Here is a 15,494-nt window from a genome sequence, read left to right as displayed (position 1 = left end):
CCTGCTCCAGCTCACGCGACGCTGCGTAGCGCCGGCCGGCCGCCTTCGGCAAGGCGCGGGCCGATGAAGGCCGCGTACCATTCGACGAACTGGATCACGCCGCCCTCGTGCAGCTCCGAATAGGGGCCGGGCTCATAGGCCGGAGACAGGATGCCAAAGGCGTTTTCCTCGACGATGCGGCGGTCCTGGTCGTTGGTCTCGGTCCAGACATGGGTGAGCTCCTCAAGGTTGTAGTCGACCCCCTCGACCGCATCCTTGTGCACCAGCCACTTGGTCGTCACCGCGGTTTCGGTGGCGCTGATCGGCAGCACCCGGAAGGTGACCGCATGGTCGATCAGTATGTGGTTCCAGGTCGTCGGATAGTGGTAGTGCATCAAGGTGCCGATGCGGTCGGCGGCAACAGTGTCGGACAGGTTCTTCGTCACCGCGCGCTTTCCGGACATCGTGTAGCTGACGGCATCGCGCAGCAGCGGCGCGCGGGTGGCGCGGTATTGCCCGGCCGGATCGATGCGGAACTTGCTCGGCAGGCCCGCCGCCTCGCATTTCGCCCAGTGCGCCAGCATCTCCGGATCGCTGTCGGCGCCCTGCACGCCGGTCACCGTCGGCGCTTCGGGGAATGTCTTGCACAGCTCTGGATGATTGCCGGCGCAGTGATAGCATTCGCGGTTGTTTTCCCAGACCAGCTTCCAGTTGCCCTTCTCGATGATGGTGCTCTCGAAGGCGACCTTGGCTTCATTCAGCCGGTGCGGCTTGAGGTAGGGCTCTATCATGGCGCGCATCGGCGCAAAGTCGGCAGGTTCTTTCGCCAGGCAGATGAAGATGTAGCCGCCGACGCTCTCGCAGGCGACGGGCTTCAGGCCGAACTGGCTCTTGTCGAAACCGTCGGCCATCTGGCGGGCAAACAGCAGCCGGCCGTCAAGCTCGTAGGTCCACTGGTGATAGGGGCAGACAAGCTTTGCCGCCATGCCCTTCTCAGTGTTGCAGACACGGCTGCCGCGATGGCGGCAGGAATTGTGAAAGGCGTTGATGTTGCCCTTCTGGTCGCGGACCAGCACCACCGGATAATCGCCGATCTGCACGGTGATATAGCTGCCGGGCTTCGGCAGTTCGCAATCATGGCCGATGAACAGCCAGTCGCGATACCAGATAAGCTCCATGTCGAGCTTGAAATAGTCCGGGTCGGTGTAGAAGGGCTGTTCCAGCGAAAAGCCTTGCTTGCGGCCGTTCAGGAGCCTCAGCATGTCGTTGCGCGTATCCATAGTTCTGTCCTCGTGGTTTAAGGACTGAACTTGGTGGTGATGGAGGAAGGATCGGACGCAGGCCGGCGCGGCGCCGGACATGCACTATCCACCTCTTGACCGCCCACCGCGATCAGTCGAGTCTATGCATCTCGGGCTGGTTTCCGGGCTCTGGAGTTGTCCTTGCGGACCATCGCGACACCTTCCCAGGCTCTTGCCCAGTGGTCTCCCGTTGCGACTTCAACTCCACCACCGTTGCGGGGGCAGCGCCGGATTCTGACCGGCTTCCCAATTCTCCGCTGCGTCGTCACGAAGCGGCACCTGAGATGCGATCATCTAATCACGGCAGCGATCGCGACGTCGGCATGAAAGCGACATCATATCCATGCGGCGCGACACGCGCGGCATACGCCCCCCGCCGCCGGTCAAAGAGCTGAGACGTTTCTTGCGACGCCATCATCGCCGTTTCGAATCGCTGCGGATCCAGTTCGATCGGGGGCAAAAAGGGCTCAACGGTATCGAAAAGTTACTATTAGCAATCTCTAATCGAACCGAACGGTTCGTTTCTGTTGACAATGCGTGCAGGACGGTGTGAACGACGGCCCGGAAACCGACATCGGAGCGAACCACTCGGTTCGGCATAAGCGACTGAAAACAATGCGATAAATTACCATAGAGGAACTTCCTGGCACAATTTCAAGGTGCAGGACCGTGGTCCACACGGAACAACTTCGTGATTGGAAACCAGCCTATGGCTTTCCCACATCGGGGCTGTCCGAACGACGCGAATTCCTCCCAAGACACGCCGCTAGACGGACAGACAAACTGGAGTACTAAAAATGAAAAAGATCATCCTCACTGCCGCAGCCGTTTTGGCGATCACCGGCAGCGCCTTCGCCGGTAGCGACAATTACGGTTCCAATGGTGCGAACCAGCCAGCCGTCTCGGTCGACAGCTCGTATACGGCTTCCATTCAGAAGCCGGCGCACGCTGACAAGCAGCCTGTCGTTCAGGGCGCCGACCGCGACCTCTACGGCAATCGCTGATCCCGACCAAAGAAGGGCGGCTAACCCGTCGCTCTCGGGATCCCAAAAAATTCAGGAGTATTTGAAATGAAAAAGATCATCCTTGCTGCCGCCGCCGTTTTGGCCATCTCCGGCAGCGCTTTCGCCGGCAGCGACAACTACGGTTCGAACGGCGCCAACCAGCCTGCGATTACGTCGACCGATAGTGGCCATACGGCTTCGGTTGAGAAGTCGGCTCCAGCCGAGCAGGCGCCTGCCCACGGTGCCGACCGTAACCTTTTCGGCCGCTAAAGCCGGTTTCCAGCACGTGGCGGGCTTATCCGCTGCAGCTGGCGGCATCAGAAAAATTCAGGAGACTAAAATGAAGAAGATCGTTCTCGCCGCCGCAGCCGTTCTGGCTGTTTCGAGCGCTGCCTTTGCCGGCAGCGACAATTATGGCTCCAATGGCGCCAACCAGCCGGCCGCTGCCGTCGACACCACCCGCACTTCGTCGACCGGCACCAACTCGGCGGTCTACAAGCTGCTGAACTCGTCGGACGACCAACAGAAGTTCGTTCCTCAGAGCAGCGACAGGGATCGGTTCGGCAACAACTAACAGCCGAAGCTTAAAAAAGAGCGGCGGGCCTAGCCCGCCGCTCTTTTTTCATGCCTGTACGACGCAGCTATCTCAAGCCGCCTTCACTTCCACCGGCTTGAGCGAGAAGGAGTGCCCATCGGCGTCGAAGATGTGCAGGTCCCCGGCATCCGCGGTCAGCCGCAGCTTTGCCCCGCGCTTGACCTCGACATTGCCGGGCAGCTTGGTCACCAATGGCAGGTCGGCGCGGCCGATATCGATATAGACCAGCTGCACCTCGCCGAGCTGCTCCACATAGTCCACCACGCCCTCGAAAAGATATTCCGTGCCGGTGGCGACCGACAGATCCTCCGGCCGCACGCCGAAGCTGACCGCCGCACCCTTGGCTGACGCCGGCGTTGCAATCGGCACCGTGGCCTTGCGGCCGCCGACATGGCTGACGATTGTCGGGTTGCCCGTCCTGTCGATCGTCGCCGGCAGGATGTTCATGGCCGGCGAGCCGATGAACTGGGCGACGAACAGATTGCCGGGCTTCTTGTAGAGGTCCATCGGCGTGCCGACCTGCTCGATATGGCCGTCCTTCAGCACCACGATGCGGTCGGCCAGCGTCATCGCTTCGACCTGATCGTGGGTGACGTAGATCATGGTCGTGGCAGGCATCGATTCCTTGAGCTTGGCGATCTCGATGCGGGTGGCGACGCGCAGTGCGGCGTCGAGGTTCGACAGCGGCTCATCGAACAGGAACACTTTCGGGTTGCGCACGATGGCGCGGCCAATGGCGACACGCTGGCGCTGGCCGCCCGACATCGCCTTGGGCAGACGGTCGAGATATTTGGTCAGTTGCAGGATTTCGGCGGCCTGCCGCACCCTTTTGTCGATCTCGGCCTTGCTTTCCTTGCCGATCTTCATCGAGAAGGCCATGTTGTCGTAGACGGTCATGTGCGGATAGAGCGCATAGGACTGGAACACCATGGCAATGCCGCGCTTGGAAGGCGGCACGTCGTTCACCACCTCGCCGGCGATCTTCAGCTCGCCGGAGGTGATCTCCTCAAGCCCGGCGATGGACCGCAGCAAGGTCGACTTGCCGCAACCCGACGGGCCGACGAAGACGATGAACTCGCCCGACTTTATGTCGAGGTCGATGCCGTGGAGAATGTGCAGATTGCCGTATGATTTCTTCACCTGTCTCAGCGTGACATCGGCCATAATTTCCTCCCGTGATTTCCCTAGAGAACCTGGATTTCCTCAAAAAATCCAGTTTCGTCAAAAACTCAGTCGATGCGCCCGAACCAGGCGCCGTAGCCGCCGAGGCGGATGGAACCTGTGCCGGATTGTCCCGAAAAACCGTGCCCGGCCAATGGCAGCAGCGCCTGACCACCGAGATCGACCTCGGCCGGCTTGCTGGCCAGATTGAAGACGCAGACGATCTGCTCATTGCCCTCACGGCGGGTGAAGGCGACGGTGTCGCCCTCGCTTTCGATGAACTCGATGTCGCCTTTGGCGAGGGCCGGATGCTGGCGGCGGTAACCGAGAAAGCGCCGGTAGTGCTCGAGCAGCGAGGCCGCGTCGCCCTGCTGAACATTGACCGCTTGCGACAAGTGCTTGCCCGGCACCGGCAGCCATGGCTTGGCCGTCGAAAAGCCGGCATTGCTGGCGGTTGCATCCCACACCATCGGCGTGCGGCAGCCGTCGCGGCCCTTGAATTCGGGCCAGAAGCGAATGCCGTAGGGGTCCTGCAGATCCTCGAACTGCAACTCGGCTTCGCCCAGCCCAAGCTCCTCTCCCTGATAGAGGCAGACCGAACCGCGCAGCGACATCAGCAGCGCCGAGATAACCTTCAGATAGGCGGCCGGGTCGGCTTCGTCGGCGGCCCAGCGCGAGGCCGGACGCATCACGTCGTGGTTGGAAAAGGCCCAGCACGACCAGCCGTCGCTGGCGACCTTGCCGAAGGCTTCCAGCACCTGGCGCACCTTGGCGGCGCTGATCTTTTCCGGCGCCAGGAAATCGAAGGAATAGCACATGTGGACGCGTTTGCCGCCGGCGGTGTAGGCGGCGACCACTTCCAGCCCACGCTGCGAATCGCCGACTTCGCCGACCGCGGCGGCCGCCGGATATTCGTCGAGCAGCGCCCGGAACCGTTCGAGGAAGGCAAGGTTTTCCGGCCGGCTCTTGTCGTAGATATGGTCCTGGTAGTTGTAGGGATTGACCGCAGGTGCTGTCTGGTCGTTGCGCTCTTCGGGCGGCAGCGGCGGATTGTTCTCCAGCCCCTGGCTGTGGAAGTAGAAATTGATGGTGTCGAGGCGGAAGCCGTCGACGCCGCGCTCCAGCCAGAAGCGGGTGACGTCGAGCAGCGCGTCCTGGACTTCCAGATTGTGGAAGTTGAGGTCCGGCTGCTCGGACAGGAAATTATGCAGATAATATTGCTGGCGGCTGGTGTCCCACTGCCAGGCCGAGCCGCCGAAGATCGACAGCCAGTTGTTGGGCGGCGTGCCGTCCGGCCTGGCGTCGGCCCAGACATACCAGTCGGCCTTGGGATTGCTACGGCTGGCGCGGCTCTCCTTGAACCATGGATGGTTGTCGGCGGTGTGCGACAGCACCTCGTCGATCATCACCTTGAGGCCGAGGTGATGGGCTTCCGCAACCAGCGCGTCGAAATCGGCGAGCGTCCCGAACATCGGGTCGACGTCGCAATAGTCCGAGACGTCGTAGCCGAAATCCTTCATCGGCGACTTGAAGAAGGGCGAAATCCAGATGGCGTCGACGCCGAGCGAGGCGATGTAGGGCAGCCTGCGGATGATGCCCTTGAGGTCGCCGATGCCGTCGCCATTGGAGTCCTGATAGGAGCGCGGATAGATCTGGTAGATCACCGCGCCCCGCCACCAGTCGCGATCGACGGCGAGATCGGGCTTCGAGGTCGCCTTCAAAGCGGCTTGCATAAGTCTCAACCTCCTTTGACCGAGCCGGCCAGCAGCCCGCGGACGAAATAGCGCTGCAGCGAGAAGAACACGATCAGCGGCACGATAATGGTGACGAAGGCCGATGTCGTCAGGATTTCCCAGTCGCCGCCGCGCGAGCCGAGCAGCGCGTTGAGCTTCGCGGTCAGCACGATCTGGTCCCCTTCGGTACCGAGGAAAACCATTGCCACCAACAAATCGTTCCACACCCACAGGAACTGGAAGATTGCAAAGGACGCCAGCACCGGGAAGGACAGCGGCAGCACGATCTTGACGAAGATTTCGAAATCGCTGGCGCCATCTATGCGCGCCGATTCCATGATCTCGCGCGGCAGGCCGGCAATATAGCTGCGCAGGAGATAGATGGCGAAGGGCAGGCCGAAGCCGGTATGCGCCAGCCAGATGCCGAGATAGGTTTTCGACGGCACACCGAAGAAGATGCCGACGCCGTTGTAGATCTTCAAAAGCGGGATCAAGGACATCTGCAGCGGCACGACCAGCAGGCCGATGATTGTGGCGATCAGCAAGGCGCGGCCGGGAAAACGCATCCACGCCAATGCATAGGCGGCGAAGGCGGCGATCAGGATCGGGATGACCGTCGCCGGGATGGTGACGGTCAGCGAGTTTATGAACGAGCGGCCGATGCCCTCCGAAAACAGCACGGTCTTGTAATTGTCGGTGGTGAATTTCGGTGGCGCCGACGAGGCGTAATAGACGCGCTGGCCACGGTCGCCTTCGAAAGCCTTGGGCGAACTCATGACGAACGTTCCGTCGGCATTGAGCTGCAAGGTCACGCCGTCGCCGAGATCGGCAGTGGTGCCGGCCGGATATTGCGTCGGTGCCGCCGACTTGACGCCGAAGGCGCTGATGTTGCGCGCAGCACCGTCGCCGAAGATATTGCCGGCAAGCACGAACTTGCCGTCCTTCTCGACCTGCGCCGAGGCCGGCGGCAGGCGGCCGGCTTCAGTCTGGCTGGAGCTGGAGAACGAGTTCCACCAGCCCGAGGCGATGATCTGGTCCTTGTCGCGCAGCGACGAGACCAGGATGCCGAGCGTCGGCACGGTCCAGACGGCGACGAAGACAAGCACGGCGATGTGGACACCGAAGCGGCTGGCAAAGGACTTTCCGGTCGCGACGGCCATCTCAATGTCCTCCCGTCTCTTTGTTCGCCTGGCGGATGTTCCAGACCATGATCGGGATGACCGCGATCATGATGATGATGGCGATGGTGGCGCCGCGGCCGAAATCGCCGCCGCCGCGGAACATCCAATCGAACATCAGATTGGCCAGCACCTGGCTGTTCCATTGGCCGTTGGTCATGGTCAGCACGATGTCGAACACTTTCAGCACCAGGATGGTGATCGTCGTCCAGACCACGGCGATGGTGCCCCAGATCTGCGGCACCATGATCTTCCAGAAGATCTGGAACGGATTGGCGCCGTCGATGACCGCGGCTTCAAGCGTCTCTTCGGGGATGCCGCGCAACGCCGAAGACAGGATGACCATGGCAAAGCCGGTCTGGATCCAGATCAGGATGATCATCAGGAAGAAATTGTTCCAGAACGGCAGCGATATCCAGACCTGCGGCTGGCCGCCGAAATACTGGATGATGGCGTTGAGCAGGCCGATCTGCGTCTGGCCCTCGCCGCGATATTCGTAGATGAATTTCCAGATCACGCTGGCGCCGACGAAGGAGATCGCCAGCGGCAGGAAGATCAGGCTCTTGGCGATTGTGCCCCACCAGATCTTGTCCGTGAGCACGGCGATTATCAACCCTAGAAAGGTGCAGGCGGCGGGCACCACCGCCAGCCAGATGATGTTATTCAGGATCGAGTTGCGGAACTCGCGGTCGCCGAACGCCCATTCATAGTTGGCGAAGCCGACAAAATGCTGGCCGCCGCGGTCGAGGAAGGACAGCCAGAGCGTCGCCACCACCGGATAGATCAGGTAGACGGTGAGGATGATCATCGCCGGGCCGACGAACAGCCACGGACGGACCAGTCCTTGCCGGCGCAGATTGTCGATGGCCGCAGCCCCGGCCACGCCGCGCGACGGGAATATCAGGTCGACCAGCTTGTTGGCGCCCCAGAAATAGGCGACGCAGCCGCCGACGCCGATGATGATGACAAAAATGGCCGATAAGATCTGAGCAGCCATGGGTCCCTCTTCCCTGCGCATGATCGGCCGGGCCTTGAACAGCCCTGGCGATGTGGCTCTGCGCCGATTTAAGTTATTCTGAAACGAACGAACGCAAATCGGTCCGGCGTAAGGCGCCGGTCGGATCCGGGCCATAGCGGCCCGGACCCAGTCTGTGGAGGAAGTCCTGAATTTGCCGCCAAAGCGGCTGATTACTTGGCAGTGGTTACTTGCCAGCTGACTGCTTGCCAGCTGACTACTTGATAGCGTCCCAGCTCTTCTGGATGTCGGTGGCGACATCCTGCGCCGACTTGCCGCCGACCAGATCGATCATGCCGGTCCAGAAGGCGCCGGCGCCGATCTTGCCCGGCATCAGGTCCGAACCGTCGAAGCGGAAGGTCGAGGCATTGGCAAGGATATCGCCCTGCTTCTTCAGCGCGTCGCTGGCATAGGCATCCTTGTTGACCGACTTAAGCGGCGTGACGAAGCCGCCCTGGGCCATCCAGATTTCATGTGCCAGCGGCATTTTCAGGAATTCGATGAACGCGCGTGCACCCTTCGAGTCCTTGGTGATCATGGCCAGCGTGCCGGCGCCGAGCACAGGCGTGCCCAGCTCGGGCTTGGATGCATAGGGCGGGAAGTAGAAGAAGTCGGCGTCCTGTCCAACCTTTGTGCCTTCCGGGAAGAAGGTCGGGATGAACGATGCCTGATGGTGCAGGTAGCATTTCGGCGGCACCGAGAAGAGGCCCTTCGGGCTGTCGCGGAAGTCGGTCGCGGCAACCGCCTTGGCCCCGCCGTCGACCATCTTGTCGTCGGTCGCGATCTTGCCGAAAATGTCGATGGCGTTGACCACCGCCGGATCGTTGAACGGGATCTCGTTCTTTACCCACTTGTCATACACGTCGGGCGCCTGGGTGCGCAGCATGATGTCTTCGACCCAGTCGGTCGCCGGCCAGCCGGTAGCGCCGCCTGAGCCGAGGCCGATGCACCACGGCGTGCCGCCGTCGGCGATGATCTTCTTCTCGAGATCGGCGAGCTCTTCCTGGGTCTTGGGAACCTTGTAGCCGGCTTCCTCGAAATTGTCCGGCGAGTACCAGACCAGCGATTTCACGTCGGCCTTGTAGGGAAAGGCGAAGAAGCCCGGCTTGCCGTCCTTGTCCTTGAAGGTGCCGAGATCGACCCATGACTGGCCGGCGCCGTAATTGTCCTTGATCCATTTGGCGGTGTCGTCGCCCAGCGGCGTCAAAAGGCCCTTGGACGCCAGATCCTGGATCAGGCCCGGCTGCGGCAGTACGGCGATATTGGGCGGGCTGCCGGCCTGGGTATCGATGACGATCTGCTGTTCGTAATTTTCCGACGAGGAGTATTTGATCTCGGCGCCGGTGGCTTCCTGAAAATATTCGAGAACAGTGCGGATGAGGCCTTCGTCCTCGCCGCGCCAGGGCCCGAAGATAGTCAGTGTCTCGCCCTTGAGATCGACCTTCTTCAGTTCTTCGTAATTGGCCCAGTTGAAGCGCTTGTCTTCCCCGGGCTTGAACTTCAGTTCGGCTTGCGCCGGCAGGGACAAGGCGAGCGTGGCAAACGCTGCGCCAAGCAGAAGCATCTTCTTCATCGGTATTCCTCCCAGTGTGGACACATACACCCGGACGGAACCTCCATTCCGCCCGCCGACGCTGCAGGACTGTGACTCGTTCAGAAAGGAACCGCAACCTTTCGAAGAGTCTTCCAAAGCGCTTTGGTCTTTTTGATCTCGCCATTGAATCGGCTGGAAGTCAAGAGGGCGGTGGGCTAATCGATTTAATTTCGAGCTGGAAGACTTGGTAAAGTGCGCTGCAGCATAGTTTTACGGCGGTGCAGCAGCGTATTAAGCTTCAAACTGGCCTGACCAGTGCGTATGGTCGACCAGCTTGGCCGCGCCCATTGTGGCGCCGCGTGGCTTCAAAATTAAAAGCGCTTTGAGGCTTGGAGGCCTCCCGGTGAACCTGAAGCAGCTCTCTCATATGCTGGCCCTGTCGCAGACAACGGTAAGCCGTGCGCTCAACGGCTATCCCGAGGTCAACGAGGAAACCCGCCGGCGTGTGGTGGATGCCGCCAAGCGCCACGGCTACCGGCCCAACCCGAGCGCGCGCCGGCTGGCGACCGGCAAGACGGGCATGATCGGTTATGTCCTGCCGACGGGCGCCTCCGTCGACATCGACCCGCATTTCGTCGAATTCCTCTCCGGCCTCGGCGACTATGCCCGCTCGCACGAGCTCGACCTGGTGCTGTCGCCGGCCGATGCCGACGACCAGGAAACCACCTATCGCCGCATCGTCGCCAACCGACAGGTCGACGCCGTCTACATCTCCTCGCCGCGCCCGGCCGACCGGCGGGTGGCGCTGGTCAACACGCTCGGCATTCCCTTCATCGTCCATGGCCGCAGCGAGGGTTCCGATTTCGACTACCCTTTCACCGACATTGACAATGAGGGCGGCTTCCACGATGCGGCCCGGCTGCTGGTTCAGCTCGGCCACCGGCGGCTGGCGCTGATCAATGGCGACGACCGCGAGACCTTCGCCATCCACCGCGAGCGCGGCATGCGCAGGGCGCTGGCCGCGAGCGGCCTGACGCTCGGCGAGCGCCATGTCTGTTCACTCACCATGACCGAGGAGAACGGCTACCGCGCCGCCAGGCGCCTGCTCGAACAGAGCGAGCGGCCGACGGCGATCGCCTGCTCCAGCCTGATCATGTCGCTCGGCGTCGTGCGCGCGGTGCGCGACCTTGGCCTGACCATTCCCGGCGACCTGTCGTTGATTGCCCATGACGACGTCTTTCCATGGCTGAAGCCGGAGAATTTTTCCGTGCCGCTGTCGACGACGCGCTCGTCGATCCGCCTCGCCGGCGCCCGCATCGCCAAACGCCTGGCAGCGCGCATTTCCGGCTTGGAAGAAGGGGCGCGGGGCGAGGTCTGGCCTGTCGACCTGGTGGTGAGAGGCTCGGTCGCCGGCGCGCCGGTTTAGGGATTAATCCAATTGCTCCGCTGGGCAAGTTCACCCATGTGGATGTTGCCCGCAGATAGATTGACTTCGTTGGGACAACGGTCTGCCTGGACCTGTCCTTGATTTGGCTTCGAGTGGGTGGCAACCAGTAAGCCAGAGCCATCAACCAGTCCTCAGGGTGCGCCACTTGCCCATATTCCCGTTCTCCGAAACGGATCCAATCCGGCATCCTGGCCCACCGCCGAAAACGTCGGAGGTGGTCATTGTCGGTGGCGGCATCATCGGTGTGACGACGGCGCTTTTCCTGGCACAGCGGAACATCCCGGTGACGCTGCTGGAAAAAGGGCGCATTGCGGCCGAACAGTCGTCCCGAAACTGGGGCTGGATTCGAAAGCAGGGACGCGACGCCGACGAGCTGCCCATCGTCATCGAGGCTATTCGCCTGTGGCGGCAACTGGCTGAGGAATGCGGCGAGGACATCGGCCTGACCCAGACAGGTGTGACCTACCTGGCGAACACCGACAAGGACATGGCCGGGTTCGAAGCCTTCATGAAGATCGCCGCGATCCATGCGCTCGACACCCGTCTCCTGGATGCAGACGAAACCGCGACACTCATCAAAGGCATGTCGCGCAAATTCAAGAGCGCGATGACGACGCCCTCCGACATGCGCGCGGAGCCTTGGCTGGCGGTGCCCGCACTTGCCCGGCTCGCCGTGCGAAAAGGCGTCAAAATCGTCGAGAATTGCGCAGCGCGAACCCTCGAACTCTCAGGCGGCAAGGTCAAGGGCGTGTGGACCGAGGCGGGGTATGTCGAGGCCTCCAGCGTGCTGGTCGCCGGCGGCGCCTGGTCATCTCTGTTCTTGCGCAGACACGGCATCTCCATCCCCCAGCTCAGCGTCAGAGTAACCGCAGCCGCAACGGAGCCCATGCCTGAGGTCTATGCCGGTGCGGCGGCCGACGAACACATAGCGTTCCGGCGCAGGCAGGATGGCGGATATACGCTCGCCGCGGGCGGCAGCCATTTGCTTTATTTGGGGCCTGACGCATTCCGGCACGCCACCAAATACCTTCCCGCCCTCAGGGATAACCCGTTCGGGACGCGCTACTTTCCGTTCGCCCCGTCAGGTTACCCTGATGCGTGGTCGACGCCGCGCGATTGGGCGCCGGATTCCGTCAGTCCTTTCGAAAAAATGCGGGTGCTGAACCCGCCCCCTGAACGAGCCGGTCTGCGTTCGATAGAACGCAATTTCGGACGTCTTTTTCCACAGCTCGAAACAGTTCGCCTGAAGGCAGGCTGGGGCGGCATGATCGACGCCATGCCGGACGTCGTCCCCATCGTGGATCATGTGCAGGCCGTCGGCGGTCTTTTCGTCGCGACGGGAATGAGCGGTCACGGCTTCGGTATCGGGCCTGGCATAGGCCGTGTCGTTGCCGACCTGATCCAGGGAAACCAGACGGGGCACGACCTCAGCCGCTTCCGGCTGTCACGCTTCCATGATGGCAGCCCTGTCCGGCTGGGCCCGGCGCTCTGAATTGGTGGCGCGAATTTCGCCCGGTTTACTTGTTCGCCGCCGCCTTCGTATCCAGCAGCCCATAACCGAAATCATTGTCCCGTCCCTTCGGACCGAGATCCCTGGCGGTGGCGGCCAGCGCCTTTTCGATGTCGTCGGCGGAGCGCTCGGGTGAAGCGTGGATCAAATTGGCGATAGCGCCGGACACGATCGCGGCGGCAAACGAGGTGCCGGTGACGACGTCAGAGCCGGCGCCGCTCGGCGCCACCATCTCGACGCCGGGCGCCGAGATGAAGACATAAGCGCCGCGATTGGCCTGCTGCATCAGCCCGTCCTTGGCGTCGGTGGCGGTGACCGCGATCACGCCGTCATAGGCGGCGGGGTAGCCATAGGGCGCTTTCGGCCCGTTGTTGCCGGCAGCAGCGACCAGGATGATGCCGAGCCCGCGCGCATTGCGGCAGGCGGTGGCGAGCAGATCGTTCTTGGGGCCGACGAAACTCATATTGATGATGCTGACATTCTGGTCCGCCGCCCAGTCGAGCGCCGACAGGATGACATCCATGGTCGACCTGCCGTCCTCGAAGGCGCGGGCGTGATAGATCCTGGCGCCGGGCGCCATGCCTTCGAGCGCGCCGACGCCGGCGATCAGCCCGTCGACCGAGGTACCGTGGTCACGCTTTTCGACCGGCACGTTGGGCATGGCGTCGAACTGGTCGGCAATGACGCCGGTCAGCGCCGGATTGGTGTCGTCTATGCCGGTGTCGATGACGGCGATGCGCACGTTTTCGCCACTGGCTTGCTTGTTGTCGAGCTGAATGCGCTCGAAGGCATAGTTGACGATGCCGGCCGCCTGCTGCAGCGAATAGATATGGTTTGGCTCGCGCCGCAGGGTGCGGCCATCGGCGGCCAGCTGCGCCAGCACGGCGCCGACCGGGCGGCCGTCGGGAATGCCGAAGCGCACCAGCGTGGTGCCGAGCAGCCGCGACTGGCGCTGCGAGCGCACTTCAAGGCCGAAGGAGGCGGCGATCTGCTGGACGGCGCCGGCATCGCCGTCGACGGTCACCAGCACCTCGTCGGGCACGAACTCGCCGGCGATGGCACGGCGCGGCGCGGTCGCGACAAGATCGGTCGGCGAAACGATCGCCCCGCCGGCGGGTGGCCCGGCCTGCGTGTCGGCAGGCGGCGCTGACGGCCGCGGCGTCGGCACGGGCGCTACGGGAGCCGGTGGGTTGGGAAACAGGTCGACGATCAGGGCCGGAAGGGTAACTGCGCCTGGTTCGCCGCCGACCTTGGCCTCATTGCCGTCTTTCGGGCAGTCGGCAGCCGCCGCCCCGGCCGCGTCGGTGCAGTCGGCCCGGCCGGCATTGGGATCATTGGTCTGCGCCGACGCCGGCACGGCGACGATTGTCGTCGCCGCCACCAGGATCGCCGCAAATCGAATGACCGCCCTAGCTGCCATCAACCGGTTTCCTTCCCTCGATCACAGTCTCCGCGAACGGCTGGGCGGCAATAAGGCCGACGAGCCTGGTGTAGTCTGCTCCGGTCTTGACCGGGATGGCAATGCGGAAGACGCCCGAGGCGGCCGGCCCGCCGGCGATCTTCAGCGCGTTCTGGTCGAGGAAGACAGCGATGTCGGACATCTTCGCATCCGGCTTGAACTTGACCAGCGCGAACGGCAGTTTCGCCAACTCGTCCTCGGCCCCGGCAATCTCGAAATCATTACCCTTGCCGCCGGTCTGCACGTAGGACTGCACCACGACCAACGCCAGCAAGACAGCGGCCGCCGCCCAGGCGACACCGACCGGCACCGCCACGACACGGCCGAGCGCCTGCGACAGCCAGGAACGGCCCGCCGGCGCGCGGACCGGTCCGGCTTCGGCGTCAAGCGCCCTGGCAAAGCGGCTGAGCGCATCGGCCGGTGGCCGGATCGCTTCGTTGGCGGCGGTGGCGCCGGAGAATTCGGCCTCGGCCTCGCCAAGCGCAGCCATCGCAGCCGGGTCGGACGCCAGCCATTCCTCGACGGCTTCGAGGTCCGAGCCTTCCAGCGAGCCGTTCAGGTAGAACGGCAGCAGCGTTTCCATTTCGTCACGGCGCGACATTTTTTCAGCGGCGCTCATGTCTTCAGGATTGCTCATGGCCACCCCCTGTCGTAACCGGCGGCCTTGAGGGCTTCGCCGAGTTTCTTGCGGGCGTAGAACATTCGGGTCTTGACGGTGGCGACCGGGATGCCGAGCACCTCGCCAATCTCCGTCACCGACTGTCCATGGTAATAGGCAAGGTCGATCACCGAGCGGTGTTCCTCCGGCAAGGCATCGACGAAGCGCCGCAAAGCGGCGCCCTTGTCTTCCTTCATGGTGGCGACTTCCGGCGTGTCGGCGCCGTCGGGAACCTGCGCCGCATCGTCGTCATCGATCCAGTCTTCTTTTTTCTTGCGAAGCATCGACAGCGCCTTGAACCGGGCGATGCCGAGCAGCCATGTCGAGACTTCCGAGCGCCCTTCGAAACCGGGCGCCTGGCGCCACAGCTCGAGAAAGACCTCGTTTGCGATATCGTCGGCCATCATTTCCGATCCCGTCTGGCGCACCACGAAGCGGTAGACCCGCGCGTGGTGACGCATGAACAGCAGCCGAACAGCGGCACGGTCGCCCTTCGCGACCCGGTCGACAAGCGCGGGATCAGTCTCGGTCGCTGCCGTCATGGCCGGTCGAGCCGCCTGGCTCCTGTCTGCTCTGTCGCCGATAGGTTCAAAAAGGTTCATCCTTCCGCCAAGGAATTTTGGCGAAGCTAACCGAAGAAGGTGAGTGTTGCCAGAGTGTCTCCCTTCTCCCCGTCACTATACAGGGAGAAGGTGGCGGCAGCCGGATGAGGGGCGGCACCGGCGTTGGGGTATTTATGTTTGATGTTGCGCTGCCCCTCACCCTTGTCCAGCCGATAGATGGGTAACACTTTGAACCGGATACATAGGTGACACTTCTCTCCCTCTATGCGTCCGCCGCAGCGCCAAGCGGATTGGTTGGCGCGGCGCTGCGGCGGACAAGCTTCATGTGCCGTGTGTCGATGATGCCGAGCGGGTGGG

Annotated in this window: 14 protein-coding genes and 1 riboswitch; of the genes, 5 read left to right on the top strand and 9 right to left on the bottom strand. The window is 62.7% G+C overall.

All coding sequences use genetic code 11. The annotated features are described in order from the left end of the window. Positions 1-11 precede the first annotated feature (11 nt). A complete protein-coding gene (locus tag NKJ18_RS12450) occupies positions 12-1,259 on the bottom strand; it encodes an aromatic ring-hydroxylating oxygenase subunit alpha (protein WP_023668884.1) in 1,248 nt (415 codons plus the stop codon). Positions 1,260-1,376: 117 nt separating this feature from the next. Next, positions 1,377-1,578: riboswitch (cobalamin riboswitch) on the bottom strand. 499 nt (positions 1,579-2,077) lie between these two features. On the opposite strand from NKJ18_RS12450, the gene NKJ18_RS12445 reads away from it, so the two are divergent. From NKJ18_RS12445 to NKJ18_RS12435, 3 genes are all read left to right on the top strand, one after another. Then, a complete protein-coding gene (locus tag NKJ18_RS12445) occupies positions 2,078-2,284 on the top strand; it encodes a DUF680 domain-containing protein (RefSeq protein ID WP_023668885.1) in 207 nt (68 codons plus the stop codon). Positions 2,285-2,350: 66 nt separating this feature from the next. Then, positions 2,351-2,554: a DUF680 domain-containing protein gene (locus NKJ18_RS12440; protein WP_023668886.1), complete on the top strand. Its 204-nt coding sequence runs from the start codon at positions 2,351-2,353 to the stop codon at positions 2,552-2,554. Between the two features lie 70 nt (positions 2,555-2,624). Further along, positions 2,625-2,858 (top strand): DUF680 domain-containing protein, encoded by a 234-nt coding sequence (locus NKJ18_RS12435; RefSeq protein ID WP_023696902.1) that lies wholly within the window; start codon positions 2,625-2,627, stop codon positions 2,856-2,858. A gap of 72 nt (positions 2,859-2,930) precedes the next feature. Here the strand turns inward: NKJ18_RS12435 and NKJ18_RS12430 are convergent, their stop codons facing one another. From NKJ18_RS12430 to NKJ18_RS12410, 5 genes are all read right to left on the bottom strand, one after another. Then, positions 2,931-4,043, bottom strand: a complete 1,113-nt coding sequence (locus NKJ18_RS12430) for an ABC transporter ATP-binding protein (RefSeq protein ID WP_352511116.1) — start codon at positions 4,041-4,043, stop codon at positions 2,931-2,933. A gap of 65 nt (positions 4,044-4,108) precedes the next feature. After that, a complete protein-coding gene (bglA, locus tag NKJ18_RS12425; protein WP_352758304.1) occupies positions 4,109-5,773 on the bottom strand; it encodes a beta-galactosidase BglA in 1,665 nt (554 codons plus the stop codon). Positions 5,774-5,778: 5 nt separating this feature from the next. Then, positions 5,779-6,933, bottom strand: a complete 1,155-nt coding sequence (locus tag NKJ18_RS12420) for a carbohydrate ABC transporter permease (RefSeq protein WP_023668890.1) — start codon at positions 6,931-6,933, stop codon at positions 5,779-5,781. Between the two features lies 1 nt (position 6,934). Beyond that, positions 6,935-7,948: a carbohydrate ABC transporter permease gene (locus NKJ18_RS12415; RefSeq protein ID WP_023668891.1), complete on the bottom strand. Its 1,014-nt coding sequence runs from the start codon at positions 7,946-7,948 to the stop codon at positions 6,935-6,937. Positions 7,949-8,183: 235 nt separating this feature from the next. After that, positions 8,184-9,539, bottom strand: a complete 1,356-nt coding sequence (locus NKJ18_RS12410) for an ABC transporter substrate-binding protein (RefSeq protein WP_023668892.1) — start codon at positions 9,537-9,539, stop codon at positions 8,184-8,186. Positions 9,540-9,903: 364 nt separating this feature from the next. Here NKJ18_RS12410 and NKJ18_RS12405 point away from each other — a divergent pair, with 364 nt between their 5' ends. Continuing rightward, positions 9,904-10,926, top strand: a complete 1,023-nt coding sequence (locus NKJ18_RS12405; RefSeq protein ID WP_023668893.1) for a substrate-binding domain-containing protein — start codon at positions 9,904-9,906, stop codon at positions 10,924-10,926. A gap of 166 nt (positions 10,927-11,092) precedes the next feature. Further along, on the top strand, positions 11,093-12,439 hold the full coding sequence (locus NKJ18_RS12400; protein WP_023668894.1) for an NAD(P)/FAD-dependent oxidoreductase: 1,347 nt from the start codon (positions 11,093-11,095) through the stop codon (positions 12,437-12,439). Positions 12,440-12,464: 25 nt separating this feature from the next. Here NKJ18_RS12400 and NKJ18_RS12395 read toward each other — a convergent pair whose 3' ends face one another. From NKJ18_RS12395 to NKJ18_RS12385, 3 genes are read right to left on the bottom strand one after another with little or no spacing between them, the layout of a single operon-like run. Beyond that, entirely contained in the window at positions 12,465-13,877 is a 1,413-nt protein-coding gene (locus NKJ18_RS12395) for a S8 family serine peptidase (protein WP_352758303.1), read from the bottom strand. Next, complete coding sequence (locus tag NKJ18_RS12390) at positions 13,867-14,535, bottom strand: hypothetical protein (protein ID WP_027049225.1); 669 nt, start codon at positions 14,533-14,535, stop codon at positions 13,867-13,869. Before NKJ18_RS12390 ends, NKJ18_RS12395 begins: the two co-directional genes overlap by 11 nt. A gap of 14 nt (positions 14,536-14,549) precedes the next feature. Beyond that, positions 14,550-15,116, bottom strand: coding sequence for a sigma-70 family RNA polymerase sigma factor (locus tag NKJ18_RS12385; protein ID WP_027049224.1), 567 nt, complete (start codon positions 15,114-15,116; stop codon positions 14,550-14,552). Between the last annotated feature and the right edge of the window lie 378 nt (positions 15,117-15,494).

The sequence above is a fragment of the Mesorhizobium sp. M0217 genome (genome assembly GCF_040321955.1).
In the GTDB taxonomy this organism is placed as follows: Bacteria; Pseudomonadota; Alphaproteobacteria; order Rhizobiales; family Rhizobiaceae; genus Mesorhizobium.
Note: the sequence above shows the minus strand (reverse complement) of the source record. Positions and strands in the feature narration are given on the sequence as shown.

What these genes read in the sequence shown, in the direction of transcription:
- NKJ18_RS12450 (WP_023668884.1), bottom strand. Translation starts at nt 1,259, where the DNA reads ATGGATACGCGCAACGACATGCTGAGGCTCCTGAACGGCCGCAAGCAA.
- NKJ18_RS12445 (WP_023668885.1), top strand. Translation starts at nt 2,078, where the DNA reads ATGAAAAAGATCATCCTCACTGCCGCAGCCGTTTTGGCGATCACCGGC.
- NKJ18_RS12440 (WP_023668886.1), top strand. Translation starts at nt 2,351, where the DNA reads ATGAAAAAGATCATCCTTGCTGCCGCCGCCGTTTTGGCCATCTCCGGC.
- NKJ18_RS12435 (WP_023696902.1), top strand. Translation starts at nt 2,625, where the DNA reads ATGAAGAAGATCGTTCTCGCCGCCGCAGCCGTTCTGGCTGTTTCGAGC.
- NKJ18_RS12430 (WP_352511116.1), bottom strand. Translation starts at nt 4,043, where the DNA reads ATGGCCGATGTCACGCTGAGACAGGTGAAGAAATCATACGGCAATCTG.
- bglA (WP_352758304.1), bottom strand. Translation starts at nt 5,773, where the DNA reads ATGCAAGCCGCTTTGAAGGCGACCTCGAAGCCCGATCTCGCCGTCGAT.
- NKJ18_RS12420 (WP_023668890.1), bottom strand. Translation starts at nt 6,933, where the DNA reads ATGGCCGTCGCGACCGGAAAGTCCTTTGCCAGCCGCTTCGGTGTCCAC.
- NKJ18_RS12415 (WP_023668891.1), bottom strand. Translation starts at nt 7,948, where the DNA reads ATGGCTGCTCAGATCTTATCGGCCATTTTTGTCATCATCATCGGCGTC.
- NKJ18_RS12410 (WP_023668892.1), bottom strand. Translation starts at nt 9,539, where the DNA reads ATGAAGAAGATGCTTCTGCTTGGCGCAGCGTTTGCCACGCTCGCCTTG.
- NKJ18_RS12395 (WP_352758303.1), bottom strand. Translation starts at nt 13,877, where the DNA reads ATGGCAGCTAGGGCGGTCATTCGATTTGCGGCGATCCTGGTGGCGGCG.
- NKJ18_RS12390 (WP_027049225.1), bottom strand. Translation starts at nt 14,535, where the DNA reads ATGAGCGCCGCTGAAAAAATGTCGCGCCGTGACGAAATGGAAACGCTG.
- NKJ18_RS12385 (WP_027049224.1), bottom strand. Translation starts at nt 15,116, where the DNA reads ATGACGGCAGCGACCGAGACTGATCCCGCGCTTGTCGACCGGGTCGCG.